This is a genomic window from Moraxella nasicaprae, assembly GCF_025643275.1.
GTDB classification, from domain to species: Bacteria; Pseudomonadota; Gammaproteobacteria; order Pseudomonadales; family Moraxellaceae; genus Moraxella; species Moraxella nasicaprae.
This window is the reverse complement of sequence record NZ_CP089977.1, coordinates 1,921,658-1,948,070: the sequence shown is the minus strand read 5'-3', so window position 1 is coordinate 1,948,070 and position 26,413 is coordinate 1,921,658. Positions and strand designations below refer to the sequence as shown.

The following is a 26,413-nucleotide window of genomic DNA, read 5'->3' as shown; positions in this document are numbered from 1 at the left end:
CTCTCCCAGGATCTTATGGCAAATGGTTTTGTCAAGGTCAAATCAATGACGCCCCTCGCTCTTTTTGCCCATTTTCCCAAATGGGCAGCTGCTTAGTTTTTTACATCTCTAAAACCTTAGGTCGTTATTGCGTTGTATCTCACATCTAGCAATCTCGCCAAGTTGTTCTATTTGGATATTGGTGTGTGTTAATAGAAAATTTATTGAATGATTGTACATTACAGGATGCCAATACGCCAAAAGACCAATCGAGATGATAATAAATATAATGTTGGTCATTGTTTGTTTATCCCTAAAGAAAAACAAAAATAAAAAATTTGCAAAAAATAAAATAAAGGATAGTATTAGAGCGACACCTACAGAGTTACCATGATAAATACACAGCCCCTCAGAAATACCCCAAGAATCATACTTGTTTAGAAAAATAAATATAAAAAAACAAATGCAAATCGATAATGCAATATTCATTATTTTCATTTTATTAACTCTTTTAGTTTGTTTTTTCTTTTTAAGATACTGTCCCCGTATGATGTATCTTGCTCTATTTTCTCTTTTGATAACTCTAAACCTCGATTGTATCTTGTACCAGCAATTCTAATATGTTCATCGCCCATATTTTTGCAGGAACGCCATTATAATCCACATTTAAAGCCACTGCCAAAGAATCTCCTCCAATAAGATTACTTGGTTGTTTGTGTGGTGAGCAAGCTGTTCATCGGTGCTTAGATTTTGTAGAGTTTGAGCAGTTGGTGTGATAGCTTGTCTATGAGTATTGATGTCCTCTTTATTAAGACTTGTGCCAATATTATACGCCAAATCAGAGATTTTGCCCATTCTTGTGGCAGAAGTTTCTCCTAAGCCATTGTGGTGGGCGATTTCGTGGTTTGGGAGAAGAAATAGGTTTTACAAATCTTAAGCCCGTAGATTGGGTTGAGGTACGAAAACCAACAAATTCAATGAGTTACATCATAATGCCTAGGTTGTGCTATCGCCAACCCAAGCCTACCGTGCTACAGCTTTAATCAAGAGATGGGCAATTAATGGATGTATAAATCCCATTATAAAAACCCAGTAATTCTAATTATATCAAATTCTTCACCGATAGTAAGAAAAATCAAAGGTGGGCATATAACAGCCAGAATACCACCCAATATCATTAGAAAAAAAATTTTGTATTTACTCATAGCTTGCCAATATTCCTCTATGGTAATATCAACCCCAAATAAAATTGATGTATTGGGAAGGCCCAAAATCGCATAGCCCATACTGGAAAAAAAGGCGAAAGCAAATGGCATTTCCGCCCCACTTTGAGCAACCCATTCTATAATATAGATACATAGCCCAAAAGAAAAACCAGCAATGACCGATGAAAGTGCATATAAGAAAAAAGAATGTAATTATTCATTTTAATTTACAGCCTTGTGCTGCTGTATATCCTAACATGTGGCAACCATACTTGATTCTAGACTCAGTATCTAGCAAGTCCACACCTGCATTATTTGATTTTTTTTCTTAAAATTTTTTTAAAAAATTTAATATTTGAATCAAAAACAAATCCACCTATGCATAAAGATAGAAGTATTGTAAAAAAGACCGAGATGGCAAGTATAATATTGTGGATGTAGATATTGATGTCTATCAAAAAACCCAAAATTCCTGTGATTATACCAAATAGCCAAACTGCGATAAATGTATAGATAATATGTTTATTCATTTTTACCTCTATTGTTGGGAACAGTATTCAGATGTTTTATTTTCACATATTTGTATAGCAACCCCAGCTTCAGCACCTACCGATTGACCATAAGAGTAACTGGTAGAGCCATTTCCGTAAAGAGTAACATTTCCCTTGATGCCAGCAATAGGGACAATAACGCCCTTTAATATCAATCATCAAAAATATCTATATCAAAAATGGGATTTACCCCTTCTTTCTTCTTTTTTTTCATTTTTCCCATAACATGCTGGTGAAGAATAAAGCATCGATAAAAAGTATGAAATATGCATAAAAACATCACATAGAACACTATTTTAGCAAGAAGTACAAATCTAAGATATGCCAACATAGCTATAGTGAGAAATAAAAAAAGCATATTAGCAAGCTGATATGAAAGTTTCTCAACTTAGTTCTATTCTTATAATAACCATCATTGATTGACACAAGCATCTCCTACTTTTTTTGAGCAAATCATAACCGCTCCACCTAATGCACCACCCATAGATTGGGTTGAGGTACGAAACCCAATCCAATAAAATCAATTGGTTACACCATAAATGCTTAGGTTTCACTGCCGTTCAACCCAACCTACGGGCTGTTTTGGTGTGATTAAGCACCAACCCCCCCCATCAAAGCCAAGTGAAACTCAGCTAATAGTTTGGCTTGATAGAGGGAGGAATAGATGGTATCTGCAGGGCTGTCCCAGTTAATGCTTGAAGTATCTTTGGATAATTCAAGGTAGCTTTTTGGATATTTAAACCCCTCTGGTAACATTTCTTGAGAATAGGGATTAAAAGAGGTTTGTTTGTTCATAAAAACTCCGCTATTTTTTAGGTTGGCAAATTTGGGTTTCTTGATTACCCACTTTCACTTTTTTTACAATCATAGGTAATTTTAGGGTCATATAAAATATTTGAACTGATATGAAATATTATTGTATCAGATTTAGATAAATAACCATCGTACAGACTAAACTTTCTTTCAGTATGGGATAAATTTCCACCTGATAAATATTGGGTTTCACTGTTGTTCAACCCAACCTACGAGCTAATCAATTAAGAACCCATCTCTCTTCACCATCTTCATCTACATATCGATGAACGATGTTATAGGGGCATAATATCCTAAACCACCAACCAACATACTGATTTTCTTCATCAAGCTTATTCATAGCCTCCTCACCAATCCAAACATCTTTAAGTAGCTGACAAGCTTGTTTGGCATCCATCTTGGCTATTTCGTCATCAATCTCTTTATTACCATCATTGGTTATTAAGTGACAGTAGTTTTGGGCAAACAAGAATTCCAAAGCGAGAAAAAATGCCGTTTCGTTATCATAAATAATTTCTTCACAGGGTGGTTGTATGCGATTTTCACTAACCCCACAAACAACATCCCAAAGAAAGTAAAGCTCTGAAGCAAAATGACGATTTAAAAAGGTATGGATAATTAGTTCAATCTGTTTCATTCGAATTTTAACTCCAATGTTTTAGATGATGAGCCAATAGTTTGTCATGGGTATCTATGACGGTCAGTACTTTGTTAGTTCCCCCTTGAATGCCTCTTTGGGCGGTAATGCTGGTAAGCAGTACCTTAGTGCTGATGCCTGTGGCATCGGAGAGGGTTTACTAATCATCATAATTTAACAAGTAATCATTGTAATCAATAATTTCAATAATAAATAAATTATTTTCTTGTGCCAATTGCTGAATATAATTCAAAATATCTTGATTGGGGATAAAGATGAGGTCTGTTCTATCATAACCACCTTTGACTAAAATTTTTTTTCAGGATAATAAATTTCTTTTAGGGACTTTTCTCTTAGGCTATTTAACAAAATCTCCTGAAAACTTTTTGATTTTGTATTAAAAAGCTTATTAGTTTTCACATCTTCAACCAAATCAGAGATTGCAGTATAAAAACCCAAAAATCTTTTTTCCCCTTCAAAGTACTCATCCAAATTTCTGTTGTCTTTTGCAATATCAAAGATTAAAATTTGACACTCATCAGCCTCTATCTCTGTAAGCCAGTGATCAAAACAAGATAAATAACAAACATATATAAAATTATGCATTAACATTACCTCAAATATTATTTGCGTAAATATATACCATCTTTTGAAAGTGTACCTATTCTATTACCATGCTTATCTAAGAGCTTCCAGTAACTTCCACCATGAGCAGTTGGTTTTCCAGCCGCATTGTCTTTAACCAACATATAGTCCTAATCAGATAAAACAGCAATAATAGCCAGTATTTTAAGACCTAAACTAAAATTTACCTTAACCAACCTAGAAATCAAGTCTTATGTTCTCTAAAATATTTAATGTGCCTAATGGGCTAACCAGTGGGTTAAAATCAGATGTCCAGCTATCTAGCTGATACAAATAACCATAATTATCCAAAGACAATTCAAGCATTATCTTTCTACCATCAGTATCATAAGTCTCAGCTTGTATTAACGGTTTATCAAATTCCCTCACACAATCGCTGTCATAAAAAAATTCCAAAGAACCCATACCTCCATCATCAGTCAAATCAAAAACCAATATTTGCTCGAGCGATGATTGAAGTTTATAAGATGCTGTACACAAGTCCAGTAATTTAGAAATTAGCAATAATTCACTTTCGCACAGAAAACGCAGTTTCATATCATCTTTTAACATGGGATCTACCTATATTGTACTGATTAACGCCAATTCTATGAATATAATACTGGACTTGCTGACCATTAATTGTAATCTTAAACCCTTTGGTTATGCCTATAGGGATGGAATTCAAATCCCTTCTTCCAAGATCATTTCTTATAGCAGGTTCAGCAATATGTCTACTAATGCCTTTTGCTTCCAAGTGTCGCCATGTGTGGTTTATTTGATTGGAATTTTGTCCAAAAGAAATAACTCTATTATTAATCTGCTCATGCCTAGCAACATTGTAATTAGCATTATTTAACCCAATATTAAGTTGTGTGGAATTGGGTCTATTTAAATTTTGATAATAAGGACTTGCTCTAAAAGCATCGTAAGCAGCATTATGGTTAGAATGGGTCTGATTTGTACCATGTCTAATAAACATACGAAAGGCGGTATATTCAGCCGCTTCTCTTCGGGTAACTGGTCCATTTGTAATTTGTTGGATACCACCAAAGTTTGGATAAGTTTGACGAATAACCTCTATTTCTCTACGAACCGTGAGAGCGTGAGGATTATTGTTTACATTCCATCTTCTTGCATTTGGGTTGTTGGTGTTGATAAGCGGAGGAATGTAGCGATTATTCCAAACCCCATCCCCATTATCCTTCTCCCCCTTAAGCTGTTCTTGATTGGCATCAAGCAAGGCTTGATTTTGAGCGTGATAAGCAAGTCTATCTTCGGTGCTTAAACCTTGCAGGGTTTGAGCAGTTGGTGTGATGGCTTGTCTATGAGTATTGATGTCCCCTTGGTTAAGACTGATGCCAATATTATACGCCAAATCAGAGATTTTGCCCATTCTTGTGGCAGAAGTTTCTCCTAAGCCATTGTGATGGGCGATTTCGTGGTTTAGGGTTTCTATGGCATTGTCCAGATGGTCTATGTCAAGGTAGGTGTGTCCTTTGCTAGGATTGGCAAGCCCTTGAACCAGCTCGTCTTTTGTGTTGGTGGTGTTTGGAGTTAAAAAGACTTGGGTGTCTTTGGCGGTTGTATCTTGGGTTAATTGTGTGTTTAGTTCATTTAAGATGTTTTGGTTTTGGGGGATGGTGGTTTGGGTTTGTCCGTTGTGGGTGATGGTGGTCAGGTCGGCTCAAAGTGGTATTATTACAGATTACGGCAGGAGCTAATGAGCTTTGGGTACTCATGATTATCACAAACCAAAGAAAGTGTTATTTGTTTAAGCTGGGGATTTATATGAAGACATCATTTTATCAATCGCTGATAGTGGTATTGCTAAGATTAAGCAAAAATACCGCAGAGTGGATTTGTTAATTATTGATGGGCAAATTGCTACCGCAGATATACCCTATACTGCTTGATATGATTGATAAGCAATCTGGCATTGGCAGTTTGCTCATTATCAACCAATTTCCCATTAGGCATTCATAGAGATTTAACCAAAATGAATGGTCAGGCGAGTGTGGAGTTTACAGACATATTGTGCCGATGGGCAAATAAATCAAATCAACCAAATTTTAAAAAGGTTTTGATGAACCATAACAGTATACTTTTTGTGATTTTGACGGTATTTATAGTCGCATACTGTCATATATACTGTTATTATTGAGATGATAACAGGTGTCAAAGATGGCAAGATAGCAAAAAGCCCTGAATAATCAGGGCTTTTTCTTAGATGGTACCAGTGGTCGGACTCGAACCGACACGCTTTTAAAGGCAACGGATTTTGAATCCGTCGTGTCTACCAATTTCACCACACTGGCTTAAAGTGGTTAAGCGTCTTTGCTTATGTGTGCGTATTATACAGGGTTTTTTTGGAGTGTCAAGCATTTTTTGCAAAAATTTTTGAAAAAATATGATTTTTTTAAATCAGGCAAGATACATGGATTGATACAGCATCAAATACCAATCCATACACCCCACCATATCAGCTTCACACCTCCCCCAAATTCGGATTTAGCCATTTCTTAGCGGTATTTAAATCCCACCCTTTAAGTTTAGCGTAATGCTCTAATTGGTCTTGGCTGATTTTGCCGACATTAAAATAACAGCTCTCAGGCAAGCTATAATAAAAGCCCGATACGCTAGACGGTGGATACATTGCATAGCTTTCGGTCAAATAAGTGCCGATGGTGGCGGTAGTATCAAGCCACTCAAAGAGCGTGCCTTTTTCGGTGTGTTCTGGACAGGCAGGATAACCCGGGGCAGGACGAATGCCGACATATTTTTCTTTTATCAGCTCATCGTTGGTGAAACTTTCGTCCGCTTGGTATCCCCAAAATTCCTTACGCACCCGCTCGTGCAAGGCTTCAGCAAAGCTCTCGGCAAACCTATCACACACCGCTTGCACCATAATGGCATTATAATCATCGCCCTTTGCCTTGTATTCGTCTGCCAATTCTTCTGCCCCAAAGATGGACACCGTAAAGCCACCCAAAAAGTCAGGTTTACCGCTTTCACTTGGGGCAATAAAGTCCGCTAGGCTATAATTGGGCTTGCCTGTTACCTTATCCGACTGCTGACGCAAATGATAAAACTCATACACTTTGCCATCATCATTGACGCTCACCGTATCCGTCCCTGTGCGAGTGGCTGGCGAGAGCTTGACCACTGCTTTGGCGATGACGGATTTTTCTTTGATGAGCTTGTCAATCATTGCGGCTGCATTGGCAAATAGCTCTTTGGCTTCTGTCCCCACCACTTCATCATCAAAAATCTTCGGATATTTGCCCACCAAACCCCACGAAATAAAAAACGGCGTCCAATCAATATAAGGCAACAAACGCTCCAACGGATAATCATCAAAGACAAGCTGCCCTAAATGGTTCGGTACAGGCGGAGTATAGCTCTGCCAGTCTTTTTGCAAGCCGTTTTCCACCGCATCAAGATAAGACAGCTTGGCGGATTTAGGCTGTTTATTCGCCAGCCGTTCACGCACTTTTTGATATTCGGCACGAGTTTCAGCAACAAAATTTTCTTTCATCTCTTTGGATAACAGCGTGGTCGCTACACCGACTGCACGGCTTGCGTCCGCCACATAAATCACTGCGTCATTTGAATATTGTGGGTCAATTTTGACCGCCGTGTGTGCCTTGCTTGTGGTCGCTCCACCAATCAGTAAGGGAATTTTAAAGCCTTGCTCTTGCATTTGGCTTGCCACATAGACCATTTCATCAAGGCTTGGGGTAATTAAGCCTGACAGTCCGATAATGTCCACTTTTTCATCTTTGGCGGTTTGTAAAATCTTTTCGCACGGCACCATCACGCCCAAATCCACAATGTCATAACCATTACAGCCCAGCACCACGCCCACGATATTTTTGCCAATGTCGTGGACATCGCCCTTGACCGTTGCCATTAGGATTTTGCCCTTAGACTCGCCTGCGACTTTTTCAGCTTCAATGTAGGGATTGAGCCACGCCACCGCCTGTTTCATCACTCGGGCGGATTTGACCACTTGCGGTAAAAACATTTTGCCCGCCCCAAACAAATCGCCCACCACATTCATACCGTCCATTAGTGGACCTTCAATGACATTTAAGGGTTTTGGGTATTTTAATCTGGCTTCTTCGGTATCTTCGTTAATATAAGTGGTAATACCTTTGACAAGGGCGTATTCAATGCGTTTTTCAACGCTCTCATTACGCCAAGCCAAATCACTACCGCCTGTTTTGGCTTTGTCGCCTGCGTGATAATTTTCGGCAACTTCCAAGAGTTTTTCGGTCGCTTCGTTGTTGTCATTGTTACGATTTAAAATCACATCTTCAATGGCTTCACGAGCAATAGGGTCAATCTCATCATACAATTCTAGCATTGCAGGATTGACAATGCCCATTGTCATACCATTGTTAATGGCGTGATACAAAAACACGGCGTGAATGGCTTCACGAATGGGATTGCCACGGAAACTAAACGACACATTAGACACCCCACCTGACACCATTGCATTGGGTAGGTTTTGGGTAATCCAGCCTGTGGCATTGATAAAATCGACGCCATAATTGTTATGCTCTTCAATGCCTGTCGCTACCGCAAAAATATTGGGGTCAAAAATAATGTCTTCACTTGGAAAACCCACTTCGTCCACCAAAATATCATAAGAGCGTTTACAAATCTCAATTTTTCGCTCTTCGGTATCGGCTTGTCCTTTTTCATCAAATGCCATTACGATAATCGCTGCACCAAACCGTCTGCACAATTTAGCTTTTTGCACAAATTCATCATAGCCTTCTTTTAGGGATATGGAATTGACCACCGCTTTGCCCTGCGTGCATTTTAAGCCTGCTTCAATAATGTCCCATTTTGATGAATCAATCATCAGTGGCACTCGGCTAATGTCAGGCTCACTTGCTATCAAATTGACAAAATGAATCATCGCCTGCTTACTGTCCAGCATCGCCTCGTCCATATTGATGTCCACGATTTGGGCTCCGCCTTCTACTTGGTCTCTTGCCACATCTAGGGCTTGCCCATATTCTTCGTTTTTAATCAATCTTAAAAACTTTTTTGAACCTGTCACATTGGTTCGTTCGCCCACATTGACAAACAAGCTATCACGAGTAATGTTAAAGGCTTCAAGCCCTGACAAACGGCAAGCAGGCTTGTAATCTGGGATTTGGCGTGGGGCAAAGGCAGATACTTTTTGCACCATCACACGGATATGCTCTGGCGTTGTGCCACAGCACCCACCAACAATATTAACAATGCCTGATTTGGCAAAATCGGCAACCATTGTCGCAGTTTCATCAGGCGTTTCGTCATATGCTCCAAACTCGTTGGGCAAACCTGCATTTGGGTGAGCTGAGACAAAAGTCTCGCAGACATCAGACAAAGTTTTGATGTGTGGTTTTAACGCATCAGCCCCCAACGCACAGTTAAAGCCGATGGAAATGGGATTGGCGTGTCTGATAGAATTATAAAACGCTTCGGCAGTTTGCCCAGACAGTGTACGCCCTGACGCATCGGTAATCGTCCCACTAATCATAATCGGCAATTCAAAACCGATTTTTTCAAACACGCCAAGCACGGCAAAAATCGCTGCTTTGGCATTTAAGGTATCAAAAATGGTTTCAATGAGAATAATGTCCGCACCGCCTTCAATCAAGGCAAACGTACTTTCGGTATAATTGTCCACCAGCTCATCAAACGACACATTGCGAAACGCAGGGTCATTCACATCAGGCGAAATAGAACAAGTGCGAGAAGTCGGTCCAATCACGCCAGCGACAAAACGGGGTTTATCAGGATTTTTGGCGGTATATTCATCACAGGCTTGTCTTGCTAATTGGGCAGAAGTTTTGTTAATTTCATAGACCAAATGCTCCATATGGTAGTCTGCCATTGAGATTTGTGTGCCGTTAAAGCTGTTGGTCTCAATGATGTCCGCCCCAGCGTCCAGATAACTTTTATGAATACTTTCAATGATTTGTGGTTGTGTTAATACAAGTAAATCATTATTGCCTTTAACATCAAAGCCAAAATCAGCAAACCGCTCGCCACGATAATCTGCTTCGGCTAATTTATAATTTTGAATCTCTGTTCCCATCGCACCGTCAAGGAACATAATTCTTTGATTTAAAATGGCTTTTAACCGCTCTTTGTTATTCTTTTGAATATCACGATAGGGAAAATCGCTAGGCGGTGTTAGGGTAAAGTTCGCTGGGTCGTGGGTTTTGTGGGTGGTGGCTGCATTGCTGGCTGATGGATTCATAATATAAAACCAAAATAACAAAAATAAAAAATTGCTCTATTATAGCATTGATGGTGGTAATTTTGAAATTCTTTCAAGTTGCCTAAACTGCTGCTCAATATTTAATCCTTGCTTTGTATTTTATGTTGGTCGGTTTGGTGCTATACTATTCAACTTATTCACGCAAAAAGGAAGTACGATGTATCTTTATATGCTAAAACTAGGAGCCACCCCCAAAGGTCGCCTGATTGAACAACACGATATTTTCTTTGGGATTGCCAATCAGGTTCACGAGCTGATTCCTCATTTTGAACAATCATGGGCAGAAATTAAAGACATTTGGCACATTGATGCCTATCGCAAGGTTTGTCAGGTTGATGGTCATACGATTGAAATCGTACCAAAAGACAGCGTGATTGATAACGATAAAAAACTCTATTTCATCAATTTGGGCGGTTACAAACCCAATCATTTTGAAGAATATCATCACAAAATGCTGGTTGTCGCCAAAGATATGGCAGAGGCAACCAGTATCGCCAAACGCTCCGCCTTTTATCAAGAATTTGATATTGTAGGCACTCGTGCCACTTCTCATATTGACAATAAATATGGCGTTGATGTGGACGAGATTTTTGATGTTATGGACGCTTTACCAGCGTACTTTAAACAGCGTTATCAAATCAAAATCACCGCCACCACTGACACCGCCCCAGATGAAATGGTCATTGGCTATCTGCCCAAAAAACTGTTTATCAATCCAAACTGAGACGCTCATGCACTACCCACAGCCGTACTTGCAACCCATCGATGCCGCCATCTACAAACAGCAGCCTGCTGATTTTGAAGTGACCGAAAATTTATCCATCGAGCATACAGGGCAAGGCGAACACCTATGGCTACATCTGACCAAAACAGGCATCAATACCGCCCATCTTGCCAAACTACTGGCGATGTGGGCAGATGTGCCAATGCGTGATGTGGGCTACTCTGGCAAAAAAGACCGCCACGCCATCACACATCAGTGGTTTAGTATTCGCCTACCAAAACAGCAACTACCTCAGGTCGATTTGATGGCATTTATTCAGCCACACCTGCGTGATGATGAGTACATCATTCTTAACCAGCAACATTGGCATCATCGTAAGCTGGCGACTGGCACACATAAAAGCAATCAATTTGACATCATTTTACGGCATGTTTGTGGCAATCGCCCTGCCATTGATGAGACGCTACATCAATTAAAACAAACAGGCGTGCCAAATTATTTTGGGGAGCAGCGATTTGGGCATGATGACAATAATATCGCCAAAGCACAACGATTTTTTGAAAAAATCATACAAAAAGGCAGTTATCGCCCCAATAAGCGATTTGCCGAACAAGATGGTTTGATGATTTCGGTGGCAAGAAGCGTGCTGTTTAACAAAATGCTCGCCAAAAGAGTTGAGCTTGGCAACTGGAACCATGCCATCTGTGGCGATATTTTTAATCTTAATGGCACAGGGTCAATTTTTGAGGCGATGATTGATGATGACATCAGACACAGGCTACATACAGGCGACATTCATCTAACCGCCCCACTGTATGGCGTGGGCGATGGCAGACACACCGCTGATGTACAGCAGATGTACCAAGCCATCATTGATGATGAATGCCATCAAGTGTTTAAAGCAGGGCTTGACATCATCGGAACAAAAATCGCCCAAAGACCGCTTAGACTGATGGTGTCTGATTTATCATGGCAATGGCTTGATGAACAAACATTACAGCTGTCTTTTTGTTTGCCCAAAGGCAGCTTTGCTACTGTGGTGCTGGCGGCACTGGTTAAGCAATTCACCCTACTGCACGCACAAGATACTCAAACCACCCCTTAACACCAACCTCATTGCATAAAAAAACCACTCAATCTGAGTGGTTTTTTTATTGATGGCAATACTACAATACTGCATTAAGCACCAAAAAGGCAATCGCACTGATGGCTGCTGCTGCTGGCAAGGTAATCACCCACGCCAAGCCAATCGGACGCATCAACTTCCAATTGGTGTTTTTATTGACCATGCCAATGCCCAAAACAGCACCGACCAAAATGTGTGTGCTTGATACAGGAATGCCCAAGCTGGACGCACCCATCACCACTGCCGCTGCCGCCAATTCTGCGGTAAAGCCAGAGGCTGGGTGCATTTCTGTTAAGTTTGTGCCGACAGTTTGAATGACCTCTTTACCAATAAACCACAGACCCACAATCAACGCCACACCAAAGGTCAGCATGACAGGGGCTGGCACGCTAGACTGATTTTCTAGCACGCCTGTGCGAATCACTTCCAAAATCGCCACAAAAGGACCGACTGCATTAGCAATATCATTCGAGCCATGACTAAATGCAAAGGCACAAGCAGTAAACACCTGCATCCAACTAAACATCACAAAGGTTGCCTTGCCAAGATCGGTTTTTTGCTTGCCACGAATGTTTTTGGTGTACAAAAATGCCGCCAACCATACAAACGCCCCAAGCATACCCATCACCAAGATGGCATGTACAGGCGATAGATTCAGTCCTGTGTGCTGCAAACCTTTAAAGACCACCATTGCCGTCATGATGATTGCCCCACCTGCCGCCAATAGTGGCACCCAAGTGCGAATGGCTTTGAGCGGATCGACTTGCTCTCGCTCTCTTTCGACATCGAACAATGAGCGATAATATTCTGTTTCTAAGTCATCACGAGAACAATCGGCATCCTTGTACACTTCTTGGTCTCGCAACATGGCATTGGTATAGGGCAGTTTATCCTCTTCACTAAGACCCTCAAAATACATCGCTTGATTGGCCTTAATTTCTTTTTTACGAGTTTTAAGGTCTTTGATGCGAGTTTCCGCCTTATCATTATAGCTTAAAATATTTTTCTTAATTAAGCTATAAATCACATAAGAAAACAACGCACCCAGTGCAGGTGAGATGACCCAAGAAACGGCGATACTGCCCACTTTTGCCCATTGTACGGTTTCAAACGCCAACTGCGTGCCACCCATACTGATGCCAAGCACCACCGAACTACCAATAATACCACCAATGATGGCATGCGTGGTTGAGACAGGATAGCCCTTTTTGGTGGCAAACAAAAGCCAAAAAGAAGCCGCCACTAACGCTGACAGCATCAAATAAATAAACTGGTCTGGCTTCACGCCAAGTCCACTTAAATCCACGATGCCGCTACGAATGGTGTCGGTAACCGCAGCACCTGCCAATACCGCTCCTGACACCTCAAAAATCGCAGCAATCGCCAAGGCTTGCGTGACGGTTAAAGTACCAGAACCTACCGAAGTACCAAATGAATTGGCAACATCATTACCACCGATGTTAAACGCCAAGAATATTCCAAAAAACGAAGCAACCAAAAACAGCAATGTCAATTGATGATTGGTATAATCCAGCCCCCACCAGACAAAATAAGCACTCATCAGTGCCAACAACAAGCCAAAAAAGATATTGCCTGCCAGCGGTGTGGTCTGTTTACTTGATGAATTTGTCATAAATCCGCCAATTTTTTTAAAAAATAAGCTGGACGCAACTATCCAGCGATGATGTTAAACATTGTGCTTAATGACTTAGAATATCATCAGTCAAAATAACTCACACAATTGTTGCTTAATTTTACCACAAATTAACCATCAGTATATATTTTATTTTGATTAAAATTTCCAATCATGCTTAGCAAACTTCGATTTGACAGCGTCCAATTTATCAGATATTGTACACGATGGATATTTTGATGATTTGGGAACTTTATTATGTCGAACATTAGCTATCTTGTACAGCTCTTGCAACATTATCAACGCCTGCCACATCATCGCCATCAAGCCTTGTTTGATGCTTTACAACAGATACAGTCATGGCAAATACAGCGTATCTACCAAACACATGCCACATTGTTTGACAATCCCAAAACCGCTCCGCTGGCTTGTTATCTGATTGAACAGATTTATCACAATCAATCATTTGATGTCATCGCACAACAGTTATTAACAGCAGGTCAAAACGCCCTGTCAGGCGTGGGAAAATTAGAAAAATTATTGCCAAAACACATTCTTGATGTTGGGATTTTGGGTGTTCAAGCGGGCATTGAAGCCATCGAGCTGGATTTGGTGCTTGCCCAAGCCTATCTTGATGGCAAGTATCATCAGCCAGACACCGCCACCATGCGTCATCTATATCAAAGTAGCGGCAATAAATCAGCACGCATCAAGCAAATCCAAACCATCGAGACGGTTTGTCAGCAATGCTATGAACATTTTAATTCTTTTTTGCTGTTTAACGCATTCAAACTTGCCAAAAAAAGTGCCTACCAAAACGGCTATCAGCCGCTGTACGATTTCATTCATGATGGTCTGCACGCCATCAGAACGATTGATGATATTCAAGACTTTACCCAACCTTTTGTGGCAGGCGAACTGGCAACGATTGAACAAATGCACCAAACCGATGATGGCATTTAATTAACACAATTCCCCTACTGCCAGCAGAAAAAATGGCGAATTTTTCGCAAATTTCATCAATTTGTAGTATCATAGTAAAAAAATTTCACACATTAGGTTTATCGATATGAGCGACACCCAATTCACCAATCCAAACATCTTGCCAACAGGCACGCCACAAGGTCAAAGTCAGCTACAACACCCACAAGGCAGTGAGCCTGTCAGCGAAGAAACCACGCATTTTGGTTATCAAACCGTCAAAAAAACCGAAAAAGAAGCCAAAGTTGCACAAGTGTTTACCTCTGTCGCTCGTAAATACGACATCATGAACGACCTGATGAGCTTTGGCATTCATCGATTATGGAAACGCTACGCCATCAGCCTGACTGGTGTTCGTTCAGGTCAAAGTGTGCTTGATATTGCAGGTGGTACAGGCGACTTATCCAAGGCATTTAGCCGTGCAGTGGGTCGCTCTGGCAAAGTGGTATTATCTGACATCAACGAAGCCATGCTAGAAGTGGGTCGCACTCGTCTTATCAATGCTGGTTGTAACAATGTCGATTTTGTGCTTGCCAATGCCGAGACGCTAGAACCTTTTGCGGATAATTCGTTTGACCTAGTTACCATCAGCTTTGGTCTGCGTAATGTGACGGACAAAGATAAAGCTCTTGCTGCCATGCACCGAGTGCTAAAACCAGGTGGTCGCTTATTAGTGCTGGAATTTTCCAAACCAATTTTTGAACCACTATCTAAGGCTTATGACCTGTATTCATTCACCGCCCTACCAATGATGGGTAAGCTGGTGGCAGGCGATGCCGAAAGCTATCAATACCTTGCCGAAAGTATCCGTATGCACCCAGACCAAGCCACGCTCAAAGGCATGATGGAAAACGCAGGTTTTATTAACTGTGACTACCACAACTTAACAGGCGGTATCGTTGCCGTGCATCGTGGCTTTAAGGCTCGCTAAATGATACTGGTTCTTGCACTGGCGGCGGCCGAACGACTCATCAACACCGCCATTCGTAGTGATGCCATCACTGCTGATGGCATGGGTAGGCTGACTGGCAAAACGCTAAGAGTGGTCATCAACTCACCTGAGTTAAGCGTTGATGTGCTATTTTGTGATGATGGGGTACGCTTTGAACCTGTCGTTCAAAGTGTCTTTGAGCCAAAAAATGGAACAATCATACATCAGCCAGATTGTACTTTGACTGTCGAAAATCCCGTTCATTTATTAGAAATAATAAAAAACCCAACAGGAAATCTCCCCATTCGTGGCGACCACCATTTGTTGATGCAGCTGAAAACTTTGATGGAGAATTTTGAACCTGATTTTTGGGACAAAATCGAACAACTGCTTGGCAGACAAGCCACCAGTCATCTGTACTTGCTTGGGCAGGAGTTTTCGCCCATCGCCAAACCCATCATCGATGGCATCAAAGAAATTGGGTCGGATTTTTTGGGCTTATATAGCAAACCAGCCAACCAGCTTGATGCAGAAATACTCGCCAAAAAACAACAACTGCTCGCTTTGCAAAGTGATATTGAGCGAGAACAGGCTCGCCTAACCGCCCTAAAAAACCAACTTGACTAGCTTGCTGATTAACCATGCTTATTTCCCATCGCAGTCGATTACTTCGCCTATATCGCATCGCCGCCAAACATCGCCTAGATAGCTATTTGGCTGAGATTCCAGAGCTTGCTGTGATTGCTCGCTTGATTCGTATGCACCCTGCCAGCATCGGACAGACCCCCAAGCCATTGGCGATTAAGTTTGCCTTAGAAGAGATGGGAACGCTGTTTTTAAAACTAGGGCAGCTACTCTCCACTCGCTCGGATTTACTGCCAGCTCACATCATTGACGAGCTATCATTATTACAAGACAAAGTCAGCCCCTTTGATGTTCAGACTGCCATTGCTCAAATCCAAGACCCTCGTACAGGCTTAGGCAAGCCCATTGATGAGCTGTTTGCCAGATTTGATGTTGTGCCGATGGCCGCTGCCAGCGTCGCCCAAGTGCATACCGCCGCCCTGCACGATGGCAGGGAGGTTGTGGTCAAAGTCGTTCGTCCAGATATTTTTGAGGGCATTGTTGCGGACTTTGAATTTTTGCGAGAATTGGCAGCTTGGGTGTCTGCTCGCATGGAAGCTGCCCGAGCCGTGCATTTGGTGGATATTGTCGAGGATTATCGACAAATCATGCTTGGCGAGCTAGATTTAAGCATTGAAGCAAGCAATAGCACCAAAATGCGTCAAAACTTCTTGGGTTCACGACTGATTTATGTGCCAGAAGTCTATCTGTCTAGCAAATCTGTCATGGTGTCTGAACGCATCTTTGGCATGCCCATTTCCCAAACCAAAACTTTTGATGAGTTAGGCTATGACCGTGCAGAACTTGCCAAGAAAGGCTTGACCATCTTTTTTACCCAAGTGTTTCGGGATAATTTTTTCCATGCAGACATGCACCCTGGCAATATCTTTGTAGAAACATTGCCTGATGGTGGTGCTGTTGCCAATCCTCGCTATATTGGGCTAGATTGTGCCATCATAGGGCAACTGTCCAAAGAAGACCAGCTTATTGTCGCACGCCTGCTACTGTCTGTGATGAATGGCAATTATGGCATGCTGGTCGAAATCATCGCAGCGGCTGGCTGGATTCCACCATCGGCTGACAAGCACGCTCTGATTCAGGATATGGCTCGTACCGTCTCGCCCATGGTGCTAAAACCCATTGACCAGATTGATTTTGCAGGCGTGCTGTTTGAAATTCTCAACATCGCACGCCGTCATCGCATGAGCATTCCACCTCAGTTGATGCTACTGCTTAAAACATTGGTGCATGTTGAAGGATTGGGGCGAGAACTATACCCAGAACTTGACATCTGGTCGCTTGCCAAGCCGATTTTGACCGCTTGGGTCAAAGACCAGCTTGACCCTGTCAAAAACCTACATGACATCAAGGGTAAATTACCAGAAATTTTGTTATCGACCACAGATTTGCCCAAACAACTCACCCAAAGTATCCAAAGTCTTACCCTACTAGGAGCAACCCAAGACAGTATTTTGCGAGAAATACAGTCCATGCGAGCAGACGCTTTGAATCAAAGACGACACGATTGGATTGCAGGATTTGGTGTGCTATTGATGCTTTCTTTGGCATGGTGGAGTGCCAGCTTTATTCATTTTGCCCTAGCACCGCTATTTTTATTATTGGCTGGCTTGGTGGTGGTTTGGCGGATTTTGGCATGATTGACGATGATTTAAAATGATATTTTAACCAAGCAATAATAAACCAGACTATCTACCCCAACCCACTCGTGGGCAAAAAAGTCACGGTGATTTAACCCAGCTTACCATGAATGTTTTTTATTGCAAAAACATAAAATACCACCCATCATCTTATCAACCATAAGACCAAAAAGACGAGCATCATTACTCGTCTTTTTTTATACAGCGTATCAGTGCTTAAACTTCACAGGCTGCTCATTAGGATAATGATGGTCATGCTCCACATCACACTCCTCGCCCACCACCGTGCCGTCATCTTTGACAGGTTTATGGATATAGCCAGTGCGTTCAGTGATTGGCAAATATTCATATTCCCACACCATCACCGCCTGCATACAAGTGGCACGCTGAGCATCGGTCAAGCGTTCGCCATTTTCCCATTTGCCAATCTCGATGGCGGTGCGAAATTTATCCACAATCTCTGGGGTTAAGTTTGCCAAAATGTCTTGTTTATTCATGATGTGCCTCAGCTATGTTCAATGTCAGTCAAAATCAATATTTGTCAAAAGCAAATTCTTCGCTATACAGATTCCAGTTCAGCTTGGTACGGCATGCCTCATAAAAACTATATCCGTTTGGGTGCAATAACAATAGTGTCTTATGATGCTTAGCAATCAATAAAGTTTGGTCATTATCCAGCGGTGCGGACGCTTTACCATCTGCCCCAACCATCGGCTGAGTGCGATTGTCTTTATGGATATTGATGGCAATCTGACTACTGCCCGCCACCACCAAAGGACGACTGGTCAAGGTGTGCGGGTGCATTGGCACAAGACAAATGGCATCAATTGTGGGGTGAATGATGGGGCCACCTGCGGATAAAGAATAAGCGGTTGAGCCTGTTGGTGTGGCGACAATCAATCCATCTGCATGCTGACGATAGACATCGCTATTGTTAATTTTTAATTTAAAATCAATGGTATGCACCGACTTGCCAGCGTGTAGGACAATGTCATTTAGGGCAACATCTTCATGAATGACGGCATCGGTTGGCTGACCTTGCAAGTCATTTTGCACGATTTGAAATTTCAATAAAAATCGCTCCACCAGCCAATATTTGCCATCAAGCACTTGGCTCACCTTTTCGGTCAGCTCATCAGGATTGACATCAGCCAAAAAGCCCAATCGCCCACGATTGATGCCAAGCACAGGCACATCAGTCCCTGCCAGCACCGATGCTGCTTGTAGCATCGAACCATCGCCACCAACCACGATAGCAAGGTCGCAGTACTCGCCAATTTTTTGGCGTGGCACAATCTGAAATCGCTGATTATCCATCTGCCCAAAATCAACATTCAAGCCCTCAATGGCTGCCGTCTCAGTATCAATCACGATGGATAAGTTTCTGTTTTGTAGTAATAAAATTAGCTCATTAAGCGTCTCCACAACGCTTGATTTGCCTGCTCTGCCCATCAAACCAATGCGGCGAAATGCTGGACGCTTTGGGTAATTGTTCACAAAATTTGACATGAATACCGCTTCATTAAATCGTATGTGCGTATGATACCCAAAATTACCCCCAAACACAACCAAACACCGCAATTTGATGTGGGTTTTTGCCACGCAAAACCATTTATACCACATGGCTTCATATTCTTTTGATGATTGCATGAGTTCATGTTGGGATTTTTTATGCTACAATGAGTTGATTTTAAGCAATGTATTTTTACCAGTCATCATGATGAAATTCTCTTATTTTACAAAACTTCGTACACTGGTGATTGCCGTGCTTGGCCTAGCTCATCTAAGTGCTTGCGGGCATACGCCTGCCAACTCATCGTCAATGCCCGTCACATCATCACCAACCCTAACCCTACTTAACACCAAGCAGCTGGGAGCGGTTCGACAGTTTACCCTTGATGAACATGGCAATATTTTTGGCATCAATGAGCAAGGGCAACTGTGGCACATTGGCACACCCAACAAGCAACTGGCAGATGGTTTTTCGCCAGACATTGCCCCTGTGGCAGGCTATGGTCGAGTGGGGTTGGCGGACCGTCAGGGAAATTTTGTACAATGGATTGATGGCAAAAAATACCCCACAACCATCAAGTTGGCTACCCATGCTGGCATGATTGCCCTACCATTTGCCACGATTGTCATTACAGACCAATCGGGCTTACATCACATTGCACGCATTGATACAACAGGTCATCTGCAAGCCATTCGTGAAGATTTTGCCGTTCTGCCAGATGTCAAGCCGCTACAAATTGATTTGGCAAGTGATAATGATGGACACATTGCCGTACTTGCCAAACCAGACACACAGACCTATCAGCATGGCGTGCTTGGCGATGCCATCGAGGCTGGGCAAATTCGCTATCTAGAACGACATGATTTGCATGATTTGTCTGCTGCTCTTGAACTGCCCAATCAGGTGTTTGAGGCTAATTTGCTCACCAAATGGCAAAAAGACGGTCGCTCCTATCTGGTCAGTACGCCCGCAGGTGGTGGCAGTGGAGCAAGCACGGCTGTTATTGGGCTAAATCAAGGCAAGCTGACCATTCTTGCCCAAAGCACCGCTCTGCCAACTCATCGCTGGCAGTCGCCTTTTGTGGCACAGGGCAAGCTGTATGCCGTACAAATGCCCCATCTAAAACGAGAGTTGGTGCGTTATGACTGGCAAGATGATGTACTGACAAAAACCGTACTAGGAAATGGCGTTAGCAATCATCAGATTGGCGATAAAAATACCAACCTGACAGCCGCAACCAATCAATACACCATCATTCCCACCAGCGATTATCAAGGGCTTACCCTGCTCCAAAAGGACGAAACACTACAACACCTACCTATCCACTTTGATGGAAAAATCATTGATGTCAAATCATCAGCCAAAACCATCGTTATCCTGCTGGATAATGGGCAATTATGGCAACTACAATAAACAGCGACTATATCGACCGCTCATTCACCGCCATCTTGATTGATTTGGCGGTGTGATGGTTTGAATTTATCGATTTGTTTGGATTATTGATAAAACAGCTGGCAAAAAACACCTACTTCCATCTAAAACGCCTATTCTATTGGTTTTAAAAATTTAGCAATCAGTATCATGCAACCACACAACGGACAACCTTTGTCTTTTGTGGACAATTTTTTGCAAAAAATTTGTTGATGGTTAAGAAAATAAAATTCATGAATTGAGACTTTCTAATCATAAAAAACTTTGTTATAATCGGATTATTCCATAAATTCCCTACATTTTATAGGAGTTTCTTATGACCCGTCATTTTCTAAATTTGCTTGATGCGACCAAAGATGAGCTTGCCTTGATTATTCGCCGTGCCAGCCAGCTTCGCCAAATGCAAAAGGCGGGCGAGCTTTATCAACCCTTTGTTGGGCGTACGATGGCGATGATTTTTGAAAAGCACAGCACTCGTACAAGGGTGTCGTTTGAAGCGGGTATGAGCCAGTTTGGTGGGCACGCTTTGTTTTTGTCGCCAAGTGCTATTCAGCTTGGACGGGGCGAGCCGATTGAAGATTCTGCCCGTGTGATTTCTAGTATGGTGGATATTGTTGTGATGCGTACCTTTGGGCACGACCGTATTTGCAATTTTGCCAAATATTCGTCTGTGCCTGTGATTAATGCTTTGACCGATGAATATCACCCTTGCCAGTTATTAAGCGATATTCAAACCTTTAACGAGCACCGTGGCAGTATTGCAGGTAAAACTGTAACTTGGGTGGGCGATGGCAATAATATGTGTTCGTCTTATATGCTGGCGGCAGAGCAGTTTGATTTTTATTTAAACATTGCAAGCCCTGATGGTTATAAGCCCAATGCTGACTTATTAAACCGTTATAAACACCGTGTGCAATTAATAGACAAGCCTGCTGAGGCGGTAAAAGAAGCTCATCTTGTGGTAACCGATGTTTGGGCAAGTATGGGGCAAGAACAAGAGCAACAAAAACGCCTAAGAGATTTTGCAGGTTATCAGGTTGATGAAAACTTGCTGGATTTGGCACAGCCTGATGTCTTGTTTATGCATTGCTTGCCTGCTCATCGGGGTGAAGAGATTAGCCAAAACTTGCTAGATGACCCCCGCTCGGTGGTATGGGACGAAGCAGAAAACCGCTTGCACGCCCAAAAAGCCTTGGTAGAGTTTTTGTTGCAAGATAAGATTAGGGCTTGATTGGGCTTGGCGGTTCTTTGGGGGCAATCTGGGTATTATTGTTTGATTGCCCCCAAGTTTATTCTAATGCGACTAAGAAATCAGTTTTTATGTTAAAAGTAGTTGTTTTAATGCCACAATCTTATCCCTTACTTTCGCCGCCTCTTCAAATTTTAGTTCGCCAGAGAGTTTTCTCATTTCTTTGTCAAGGCGGTTGATTTCTTTGACCGTCAGTTGTGGGTTATGCAAAATCGTCTCGTCCACATCAGCCAAAGCGGTTGGTACGGCAGGCAAGATTGGCTCATCTTGGATTTCTTCGCCTGTGTCAATCTTATCGGTAATGGCTCGCACGGCAGATTTTGGAATAATGCCGTGGGCTTCATTAAAGGCGATTTGCTTTGTTCTACGCCGCTGGGTCTCGTCCATCGCCTTTTGCATACTGGGGGTGATTTTGTCGGCATACAAAATCGCCTTGCCATTGATATGCCGTGCCGCTCGCCCAATGGTCTGAATCAAAGACCGCTCCGAACGCAAAAAGCCCTCCTTGTCCGCATCAAAAATCGCCACAAGGCTCACCTCTGGCATATCAAGCCCTTCTCTTAATAAGTTAATGCCTACCAGCACATCGTGAACACCTGTTCTTAACTCGTGAATGATTTTCATTCTCTCAACAGTATCAATGTCTGAGTGCAAATATGCCACCTTAATGCCATATTCTTGTAAATAACTGGTCAAATCCTCCGCCATTCGTTTGGTCAAGGTGGTAATCAACACTCGCTCATTAACCGCCTTACGCAAATGAATCTCGCCCAAGACATCGTCCACTTGGGTCAAAACAGGGCGAATTTCCAAAACAGGGTCAATCAAGCCTGTGGGACGAACCACTTGTTCCACAATCTTTTGGCTATTTTTTAATTCATAATCGGCAGGCGTTGCCGACACATAAATGGTGGTAGGCTTAATCGCCTCCCATTCCTCAAACTTCATCGGACGGTTGTCAAGAGCAGACGGCAGACGAAAGCCATATTGCACCAAAGTTTCTTTGCGACTTCTATCGCCCTTGTACATCGCCCCAATCTGCGGTACGGTGGCGTGGCTTTCATCAATAAATAGCAGGGCATCGGACGGCACATAATCAAACAAAGTGGGTGGTGCTTCGCCTGTCGCTCGCCCTGATAAATGACGAGAATAATTCTCAATGCCATTACAATAGCCAAGCTGTTGTATCATTTCAAGGTCGTATTGGGTGCGTTCTTTGATTCGTTGGGCTTCTATGAGTTTGTCATTTTGACGAAAATAGTCCAACCGCTCGGCAAGCTCGGCTTTGATGGTTTCGCTTGCTTGCTCCAATTTTTCTTTGGGGGTGACATAGTGCGATTTGGGATAAATAGTAACTCGTGGCACGCTTTTGACCGCCTTGCCTGTCAATGGGTCAAACCAAGCAATCTTTTCAATTTCATCATCAAAAAACGCCACACGCACCGCAAGGCTCTCACTTTCGGCAGGATAAATGTCCAAAGTCTCGCCCCGAATGCGATAAGTCCCCCGCCCAAAATCCAGCTCATTGCGTTCATATTGCAAAGCAACGAGGCGTTTAATCAAAGTATCACGATGTACCCTATCGCCCACCACGATATGAAGGAGCATTTGCATATAACTGTCCACATCGCCCAAGCCATAAATGGCAGAAACGCTTGCCACAATAATCGCATCACGCCTTTCTAATAAGGCACGGGTTGCCGAAAGTCGCATTTGGTCAATATGGTCGTTGATTGCCGAATCCTTTTCAATAAAGGTGTCGGACGCTGGCACATAGGCCTCTGGCTGATAATAATCATAATAAGAGACAAAATATTCCACCGCATTATTAGGAAAAAACGCCTTAAACTCGCCATGCAGCTGTGCCGCCAAAGTCTTGTTGTGTGCCATAATAATCGCAGGTCGCCCAAGCTCTGCAATGACCTTTGCCATTGTATAAGTCTTGCCAGAGCCTGTTACGCCCAAAAGAAGCTGACCTGTTAAGCCATCCTTAATACCGTCCACAAGCCCCTGTATGGCAGTTGGCTGGTCGCCAGCAGGCTCATAATCGGTTACCATTTCAAACGCCCCACTTGAAATCTGGCTACCTGTGGCATTGATACCTGTTAGAATTTTGGGTGTTTGTTTGTCTTTTTTGTCTTTGGGGTTTTGTTCGCCTGTGAGTTTGGCTTGTTTGGCCAATTGGGCGGCTTGAAGGGCGGTGCGAGTGGTCATAATGATAACTGTATTTTTTTAACAATGATGATGATTGATGGGGTCAGATGAATCATAATTAAAGAGTGTCCAAGATTTTTATGATGACATTTTCATCAATCGATGATTGACTATCGGTGTGATTGTTTGGTGCTGGGTCTGTCATTGATATATACTGAATTCACATCAAAACCATACAGCAAAACCCTTCACCCTAAGCTTATTGAAAGCAGCGGTTTTCTTGTGGTTCGACAAGCTCACTTTGAGCAAAAAACCTTTGTCTAGTTTTGAATAGAATTGACTATATTTGCCACACCTGATGCCCAACACCCATCAAAAGTAGATTTCGCCAAAATATAAACCCACCCCACCCAAAACAATTTGGCATTATCTTTGTGCTTCGTCTAAAAAAATTCAGACAATAAAACACCATTGCTTATTTGACAGTATTAGGTATAATGACAAAATTCAAGACATCAAGGACAGTCCATGAAATCCTACGCCCTACTACTGACACCGCTATTATTCGCCCTACCTGCCTTTGTCAGTGCCAAGCCATCGGACGGCTATGCCATCAGCACTAACAACACTTGCAAAATCTATCCCAATCAATACATTCCTTACCGCCAAGTCAAATGGAGTGGCGACTGTAAAGACGGCTTTGCAGAAGGCTACGGCACAGCGACTTGGACTTGTCAAAGACAATCAAACTGCGGATACACAGTTACTGGCACATACCGACAAGGCAAACTGCACGGACGAGCCACCGCCCAAGCCCTAGACCTAAAAGATGAAATCCAAATCATGACAGCAGACTATCAAGATGGTGTGGCAGTAGGCTATCAAAAAATCGTCTTTGACAATGGCGACATCTACGAGGGCGAACCTCAAAGTAATACTAACATTTATCGTGGCACATACACTTTTGGCAAAGGTGAATTTGAGAGCGACCGCTACGAGGGCGAGATGATTGGCGGCAGGCATCATGGTTTTGGCACTTATTGGTACGCCAATGAGCCTTGGGTGGGCGACCGCTATGAGGGCGAGTGGCAACACGACCAACGCACAGGCAAGGGCAAGTATTTCTTTGCCAATGGCAATTATTATGAGGGCGATTTTGTTAATAATTCAATGCACGGCAAAGGTGTCTTTATCTGGGCAAATGGCGACCGTTACGAGGGTGAGTTTAAAAATAACCACATGCACGGCAAAGGCACATTCCATTATGCCAATGGCATAGAATATACGGGTGATTTTTGGCATGGTACACAAACAGGCTACGGCACAACCAACGGCAATCATGGCGTTCGCTATACAGGTAGCCTAATTGATGGCGGGGCATTTGGTTTTGGGACACGCACCATTCCAAAACCCGCCTATGCGGATAAACCTCGCTCGCCACTTGGGCATTGGCAAGGCGATGTGTTTATAGAGCAGGGTTGGTTTTATGATAATAAACTCGCTTTTGCTTGCGACAACGAACGCCATTGCCGACAGCTTGCCAAAAACAATGATGGGTGGCAAAAAATAGTGCGTGAATATGATGAAATTTTTGAAGAATTAAAAAAGTAACCACAAAATCACACTTTTTATAAGGTGTGATTTTTTTTGGTAGTGGTCTAAACAGTATGCCAAATTAGGTTTTTTCGTTCGCCCTGAGCTTGCCTGCGGGTGGGAAAACCGTCATGGTTCGACAAGCTCACCACGAACGGTTTTCTTTGTAGCATACCTTTTGAACCAGAACCATTTTTTTAATCTTTTAAAACCCAAACCTCTCCCATTTTTCCATCAAGCTCAATCATTTTATCAAAACAAAAGTTTAATTTGCCCAATAATTTCTTAGAAATATGATTTTCTTGACTCACAGTTGCAATGATTGGATACCCATAATGATGAGCAAGGTTGATTAACCTTAGTCCCACTTGATAACCAATCCCCCATCCCCAAAATTCTGGCAATAAAAAATAACCAATTTCAATACATGGTCTATCAAAAATGACATCATCAAAACTTAATTTACCATAGCCAATATAATTGCCATCAAGTAGGATTTTATAATAGCCTGCCACTTCATTTTTGGCATTGATGGGCATTAACCGATTTTCCCATGCTTTTTGAACACTGTCATCATCAATGGCATGACCTGTGATATTTTTCATGACTTGTGGATTTTGTAGCACTTGGGCAAATAAGGAATAATCTTGCTCATCAAATAAATCCAAATGGATAGTCATATCGCCACCTTAAATAAAAAA

At 42.4% G+C, this 26,413-nt stretch carries 22 protein-coding genes and 1 tRNA gene; 9 read left to right on the top strand and 14 right to left on the bottom strand.

What is annotated here, in order from left to right:
* Positions 1 to 645 precede the first annotated feature (645 nt).
* The 9 genes from LU297_RS09215 to metH all read right to left on the bottom strand — a co-directional run bounded on the left by LU297_RS09215 (position 646) and on the right by metH (position 10,074).
* Positions 646 to 834 (bottom strand): hypothetical protein, encoded by a 189-nt coding sequence (locus tag LU297_RS09215; protein WP_263076219.1) that lies wholly within the window; start codon positions 832 to 834, stop codon positions 646 to 648.
* 224 nt (positions 835 to 1,058) lie between these two features.
* The gene (locus LU297_RS09210) at positions 1,059 to 1,295 is read right to left on the bottom strand and encodes a hypothetical protein (protein WP_263076218.1); all 237 of its coding nucleotides are present in this window, start codon (positions 1,293 to 1,295) and stop codon (positions 1,059 to 1,061) included.
* Between the two features lie 1,031 nt (positions 1,296 to 2,326).
* Positions 2,327 to 2,530, bottom strand: coding sequence for a hypothetical protein (locus LU297_RS09205; RefSeq protein WP_263076217.1), 204 nt, complete (start codon positions 2,528 to 2,530; stop codon positions 2,327 to 2,329).
* A gap of 238 nt (positions 2,531 to 2,768) precedes the next feature.
* Positions 2,769 to 3,185, bottom strand: a complete 417-nt coding sequence (locus LU297_RS09200) for a hypothetical protein (RefSeq protein ID WP_263076216.1) — start codon at positions 3,183 to 3,185, stop codon at positions 2,769 to 2,771.
* Positions 3,186 to 3,491: 306 nt separating this feature from the next.
* Positions 3,492 to 3,791 carry a hypothetical protein gene (locus tag LU297_RS09195; RefSeq protein ID WP_263076215.1) on the bottom strand — a complete coding sequence of 100 codons (300 nt, stop codon included), beginning with the start codon at positions 3,789 to 3,791 and terminating at the stop codon, positions 3,492 to 3,494.
* A 216-nt stretch (positions 3,792 to 4,007) separates the two neighbouring features.
* Positions 4,008 to 4,382 (bottom strand): DUF6984 family protein, encoded by a 375-nt coding sequence (locus LU297_RS09190; protein WP_263076214.1) that lies wholly within the window; start codon positions 4,380 to 4,382, stop codon positions 4,008 to 4,010.
* A complete protein-coding gene (locus LU297_RS09185; protein WP_263076213.1) occupies positions 4,369 to 5,205 on the bottom strand; it encodes a hypothetical protein in 837 nt (278 codons plus the stop codon). The genes LU297_RS09190 and LU297_RS09185 overlap by 14 nt, the downstream gene beginning before the upstream one ends.
* 835 nt (positions 5,206 to 6,040) lie before the next feature.
* Positions 6,041 to 6,127 (bottom strand) — tRNA-Leu (locus tag LU297_RS09180).
* A gap of 170 nt (positions 6,128 to 6,297) precedes the next feature.
* Positions 6,298 to 10,074 (bottom strand): methionine synthase, encoded by a 3,777-nt coding sequence (metH, locus tag LU297_RS09175; RefSeq protein WP_263076212.1) that lies wholly within the window; start codon positions 10,072 to 10,074, stop codon positions 6,298 to 6,300.
* A 178-nt stretch (positions 10,075 to 10,252) separates the two neighbouring features.
* Here metH and LU297_RS09170 point away from each other — a divergent pair, with 178 nt between their 5' ends.
* Together LU297_RS09170 and truD are read left to right on the top strand one after the other, a co-directional pair.
* On the top strand, positions 10,253 to 10,819 hold the full coding sequence (locus tag LU297_RS09170) for a DUF1543 domain-containing protein (protein WP_263076211.1): 567 nt from the start codon (positions 10,253 to 10,255) through the stop codon (positions 10,817 to 10,819).
* 7 nt (positions 10,820 to 10,826) lie between these two features.
* Entirely contained in the window at positions 10,827 to 11,924 is a 1,098-nt protein-coding gene (gene truD, locus LU297_RS09165) for a tRNA pseudouridine(13) synthase TruD (protein WP_263076210.1), read from the top strand.
* Between the two features lie 61 nt (positions 11,925 to 11,985).
* Here truD and LU297_RS09160 read toward each other — a convergent pair whose 3' ends face one another.
* Entirely contained in the window at positions 11,986 to 13,578 is a 1,593-nt protein-coding gene (locus tag LU297_RS09160; RefSeq protein WP_263076209.1) for an inorganic phosphate transporter, read from the bottom strand.
* A gap of 258 nt (positions 13,579 to 13,836) precedes the next feature.
* Here LU297_RS09160 and LU297_RS09155 point away from each other — a divergent pair, with 258 nt between their 5' ends.
* From LU297_RS09155 to LU297_RS09140, 4 genes are all read left to right on the top strand, one after another.
* A complete protein-coding gene (locus LU297_RS09155; protein WP_263076208.1) occupies positions 13,837 to 14,541 on the top strand; it encodes an FFLEELY motif protein in 705 nt (234 codons plus the stop codon).
* Positions 14,542 to 14,647: 106 nt separating this feature from the next.
* A complete protein-coding gene (gene ubiE, locus LU297_RS09150) occupies positions 14,648 to 15,490 on the top strand; it encodes a bifunctional demethylmenaquinone methyltransferase/2-methoxy-6-polyprenyl-1,4-benzoquinol methylase UbiE (protein WP_263076207.1) in 843 nt (280 codons plus the stop codon).
* Positions 15,491 to 16,117, top strand: a complete 627-nt coding sequence (locus LU297_RS09145) for a ubiquinone biosynthesis accessory factor UbiJ (RefSeq protein WP_263076206.1) — start codon at positions 15,491 to 15,493, stop codon at positions 16,115 to 16,117. It abuts the gene before it with no gap.
* 14 nt (positions 16,118 to 16,131) lie between these two features.
* Positions 16,132 to 17,772 carry an ABC1 kinase family protein gene (locus LU297_RS09140; protein WP_263076205.1) on the top strand — a complete coding sequence of 547 codons (1,641 nt, stop codon included), beginning with the start codon at positions 16,132 to 16,134 and terminating at the stop codon, positions 17,770 to 17,772.
* A gap of 209 nt (positions 17,773 to 17,981) precedes the next feature.
* Here the strand turns inward: LU297_RS09140 and LU297_RS09135 are convergent, their stop codons facing one another.
* Both LU297_RS09135 and LU297_RS09130 read right to left on the bottom strand, forming a co-directional pair.
* Positions 17,982 to 18,269, bottom strand: coding sequence for a YeaC family protein (locus LU297_RS09135; RefSeq protein WP_263076204.1), 288 nt, complete (start codon positions 18,267 to 18,269; stop codon positions 17,982 to 17,984).
* Positions 18,270 to 18,303: 34 nt separating this feature from the next.
* Positions 18,304 to 19,281: an NAD(+) kinase gene (locus LU297_RS09130; RefSeq protein WP_263076203.1), complete on the bottom strand. Its 978-nt coding sequence runs from the start codon at positions 19,279 to 19,281 to the stop codon at positions 18,304 to 18,306.
* 139 nt (positions 19,282 to 19,420) lie between these two features.
* On the opposite strand from LU297_RS09130, the gene LU297_RS09125 reads away from it, so the two are divergent.
* Together LU297_RS09125 and argF are read left to right on the top strand one after the other, a co-directional pair.
* Positions 19,421 to 20,698, top strand: a complete 1,278-nt coding sequence (locus LU297_RS09125; protein WP_263076201.1) for a hypothetical protein — start codon at positions 19,421 to 19,423, stop codon at positions 20,696 to 20,698.
* A gap of 334 nt (positions 20,699 to 21,032) precedes the next feature.
* The gene (argF, locus tag LU297_RS09120; RefSeq protein WP_263076200.1) at positions 21,033 to 21,947 is read left to right on the top strand and encodes an ornithine carbamoyltransferase; all 915 of its coding nucleotides are present in this window, start codon (positions 21,033 to 21,035) and stop codon (positions 21,945 to 21,947) included.
* A gap of 87 nt (positions 21,948 to 22,034) precedes the next feature.
* On the opposite strand, the gene uvrB is transcribed toward argF, so the two are convergent.
* Positions 22,035 to 24,179, bottom strand: coding sequence for an excinuclease ABC subunit UvrB (uvrB, locus tag LU297_RS09115; RefSeq protein ID WP_432806256.1), 2,145 nt, complete (start codon positions 24,177 to 24,179; stop codon positions 22,035 to 22,037).
* A 468-nt stretch (positions 24,180 to 24,647) separates the two neighbouring features.
* Between uvrB and LU297_RS09110 the strand changes: the two genes are divergently transcribed.
* On the top strand, positions 24,648 to 25,730 hold the full coding sequence (locus LU297_RS09110) for an MORN repeat-containing protein (RefSeq protein ID WP_263076199.1): 1,083 nt from the start codon (positions 24,648 to 24,650) through the stop codon (positions 25,728 to 25,730).
* Between the two features lie 179 nt (positions 25,731 to 25,909).
* Here the strand turns inward: LU297_RS09110 and LU297_RS09105 are convergent, their stop codons facing one another.
* Complete coding sequence (locus LU297_RS09105) at positions 25,910 to 26,392, bottom strand: GNAT family N-acetyltransferase (RefSeq protein ID WP_263076198.1); 483 nt, start codon at positions 26,390 to 26,392, stop codon at positions 25,910 to 25,912.
* Positions 26,393 to 26,413: the final 21 nt, after the last annotated feature.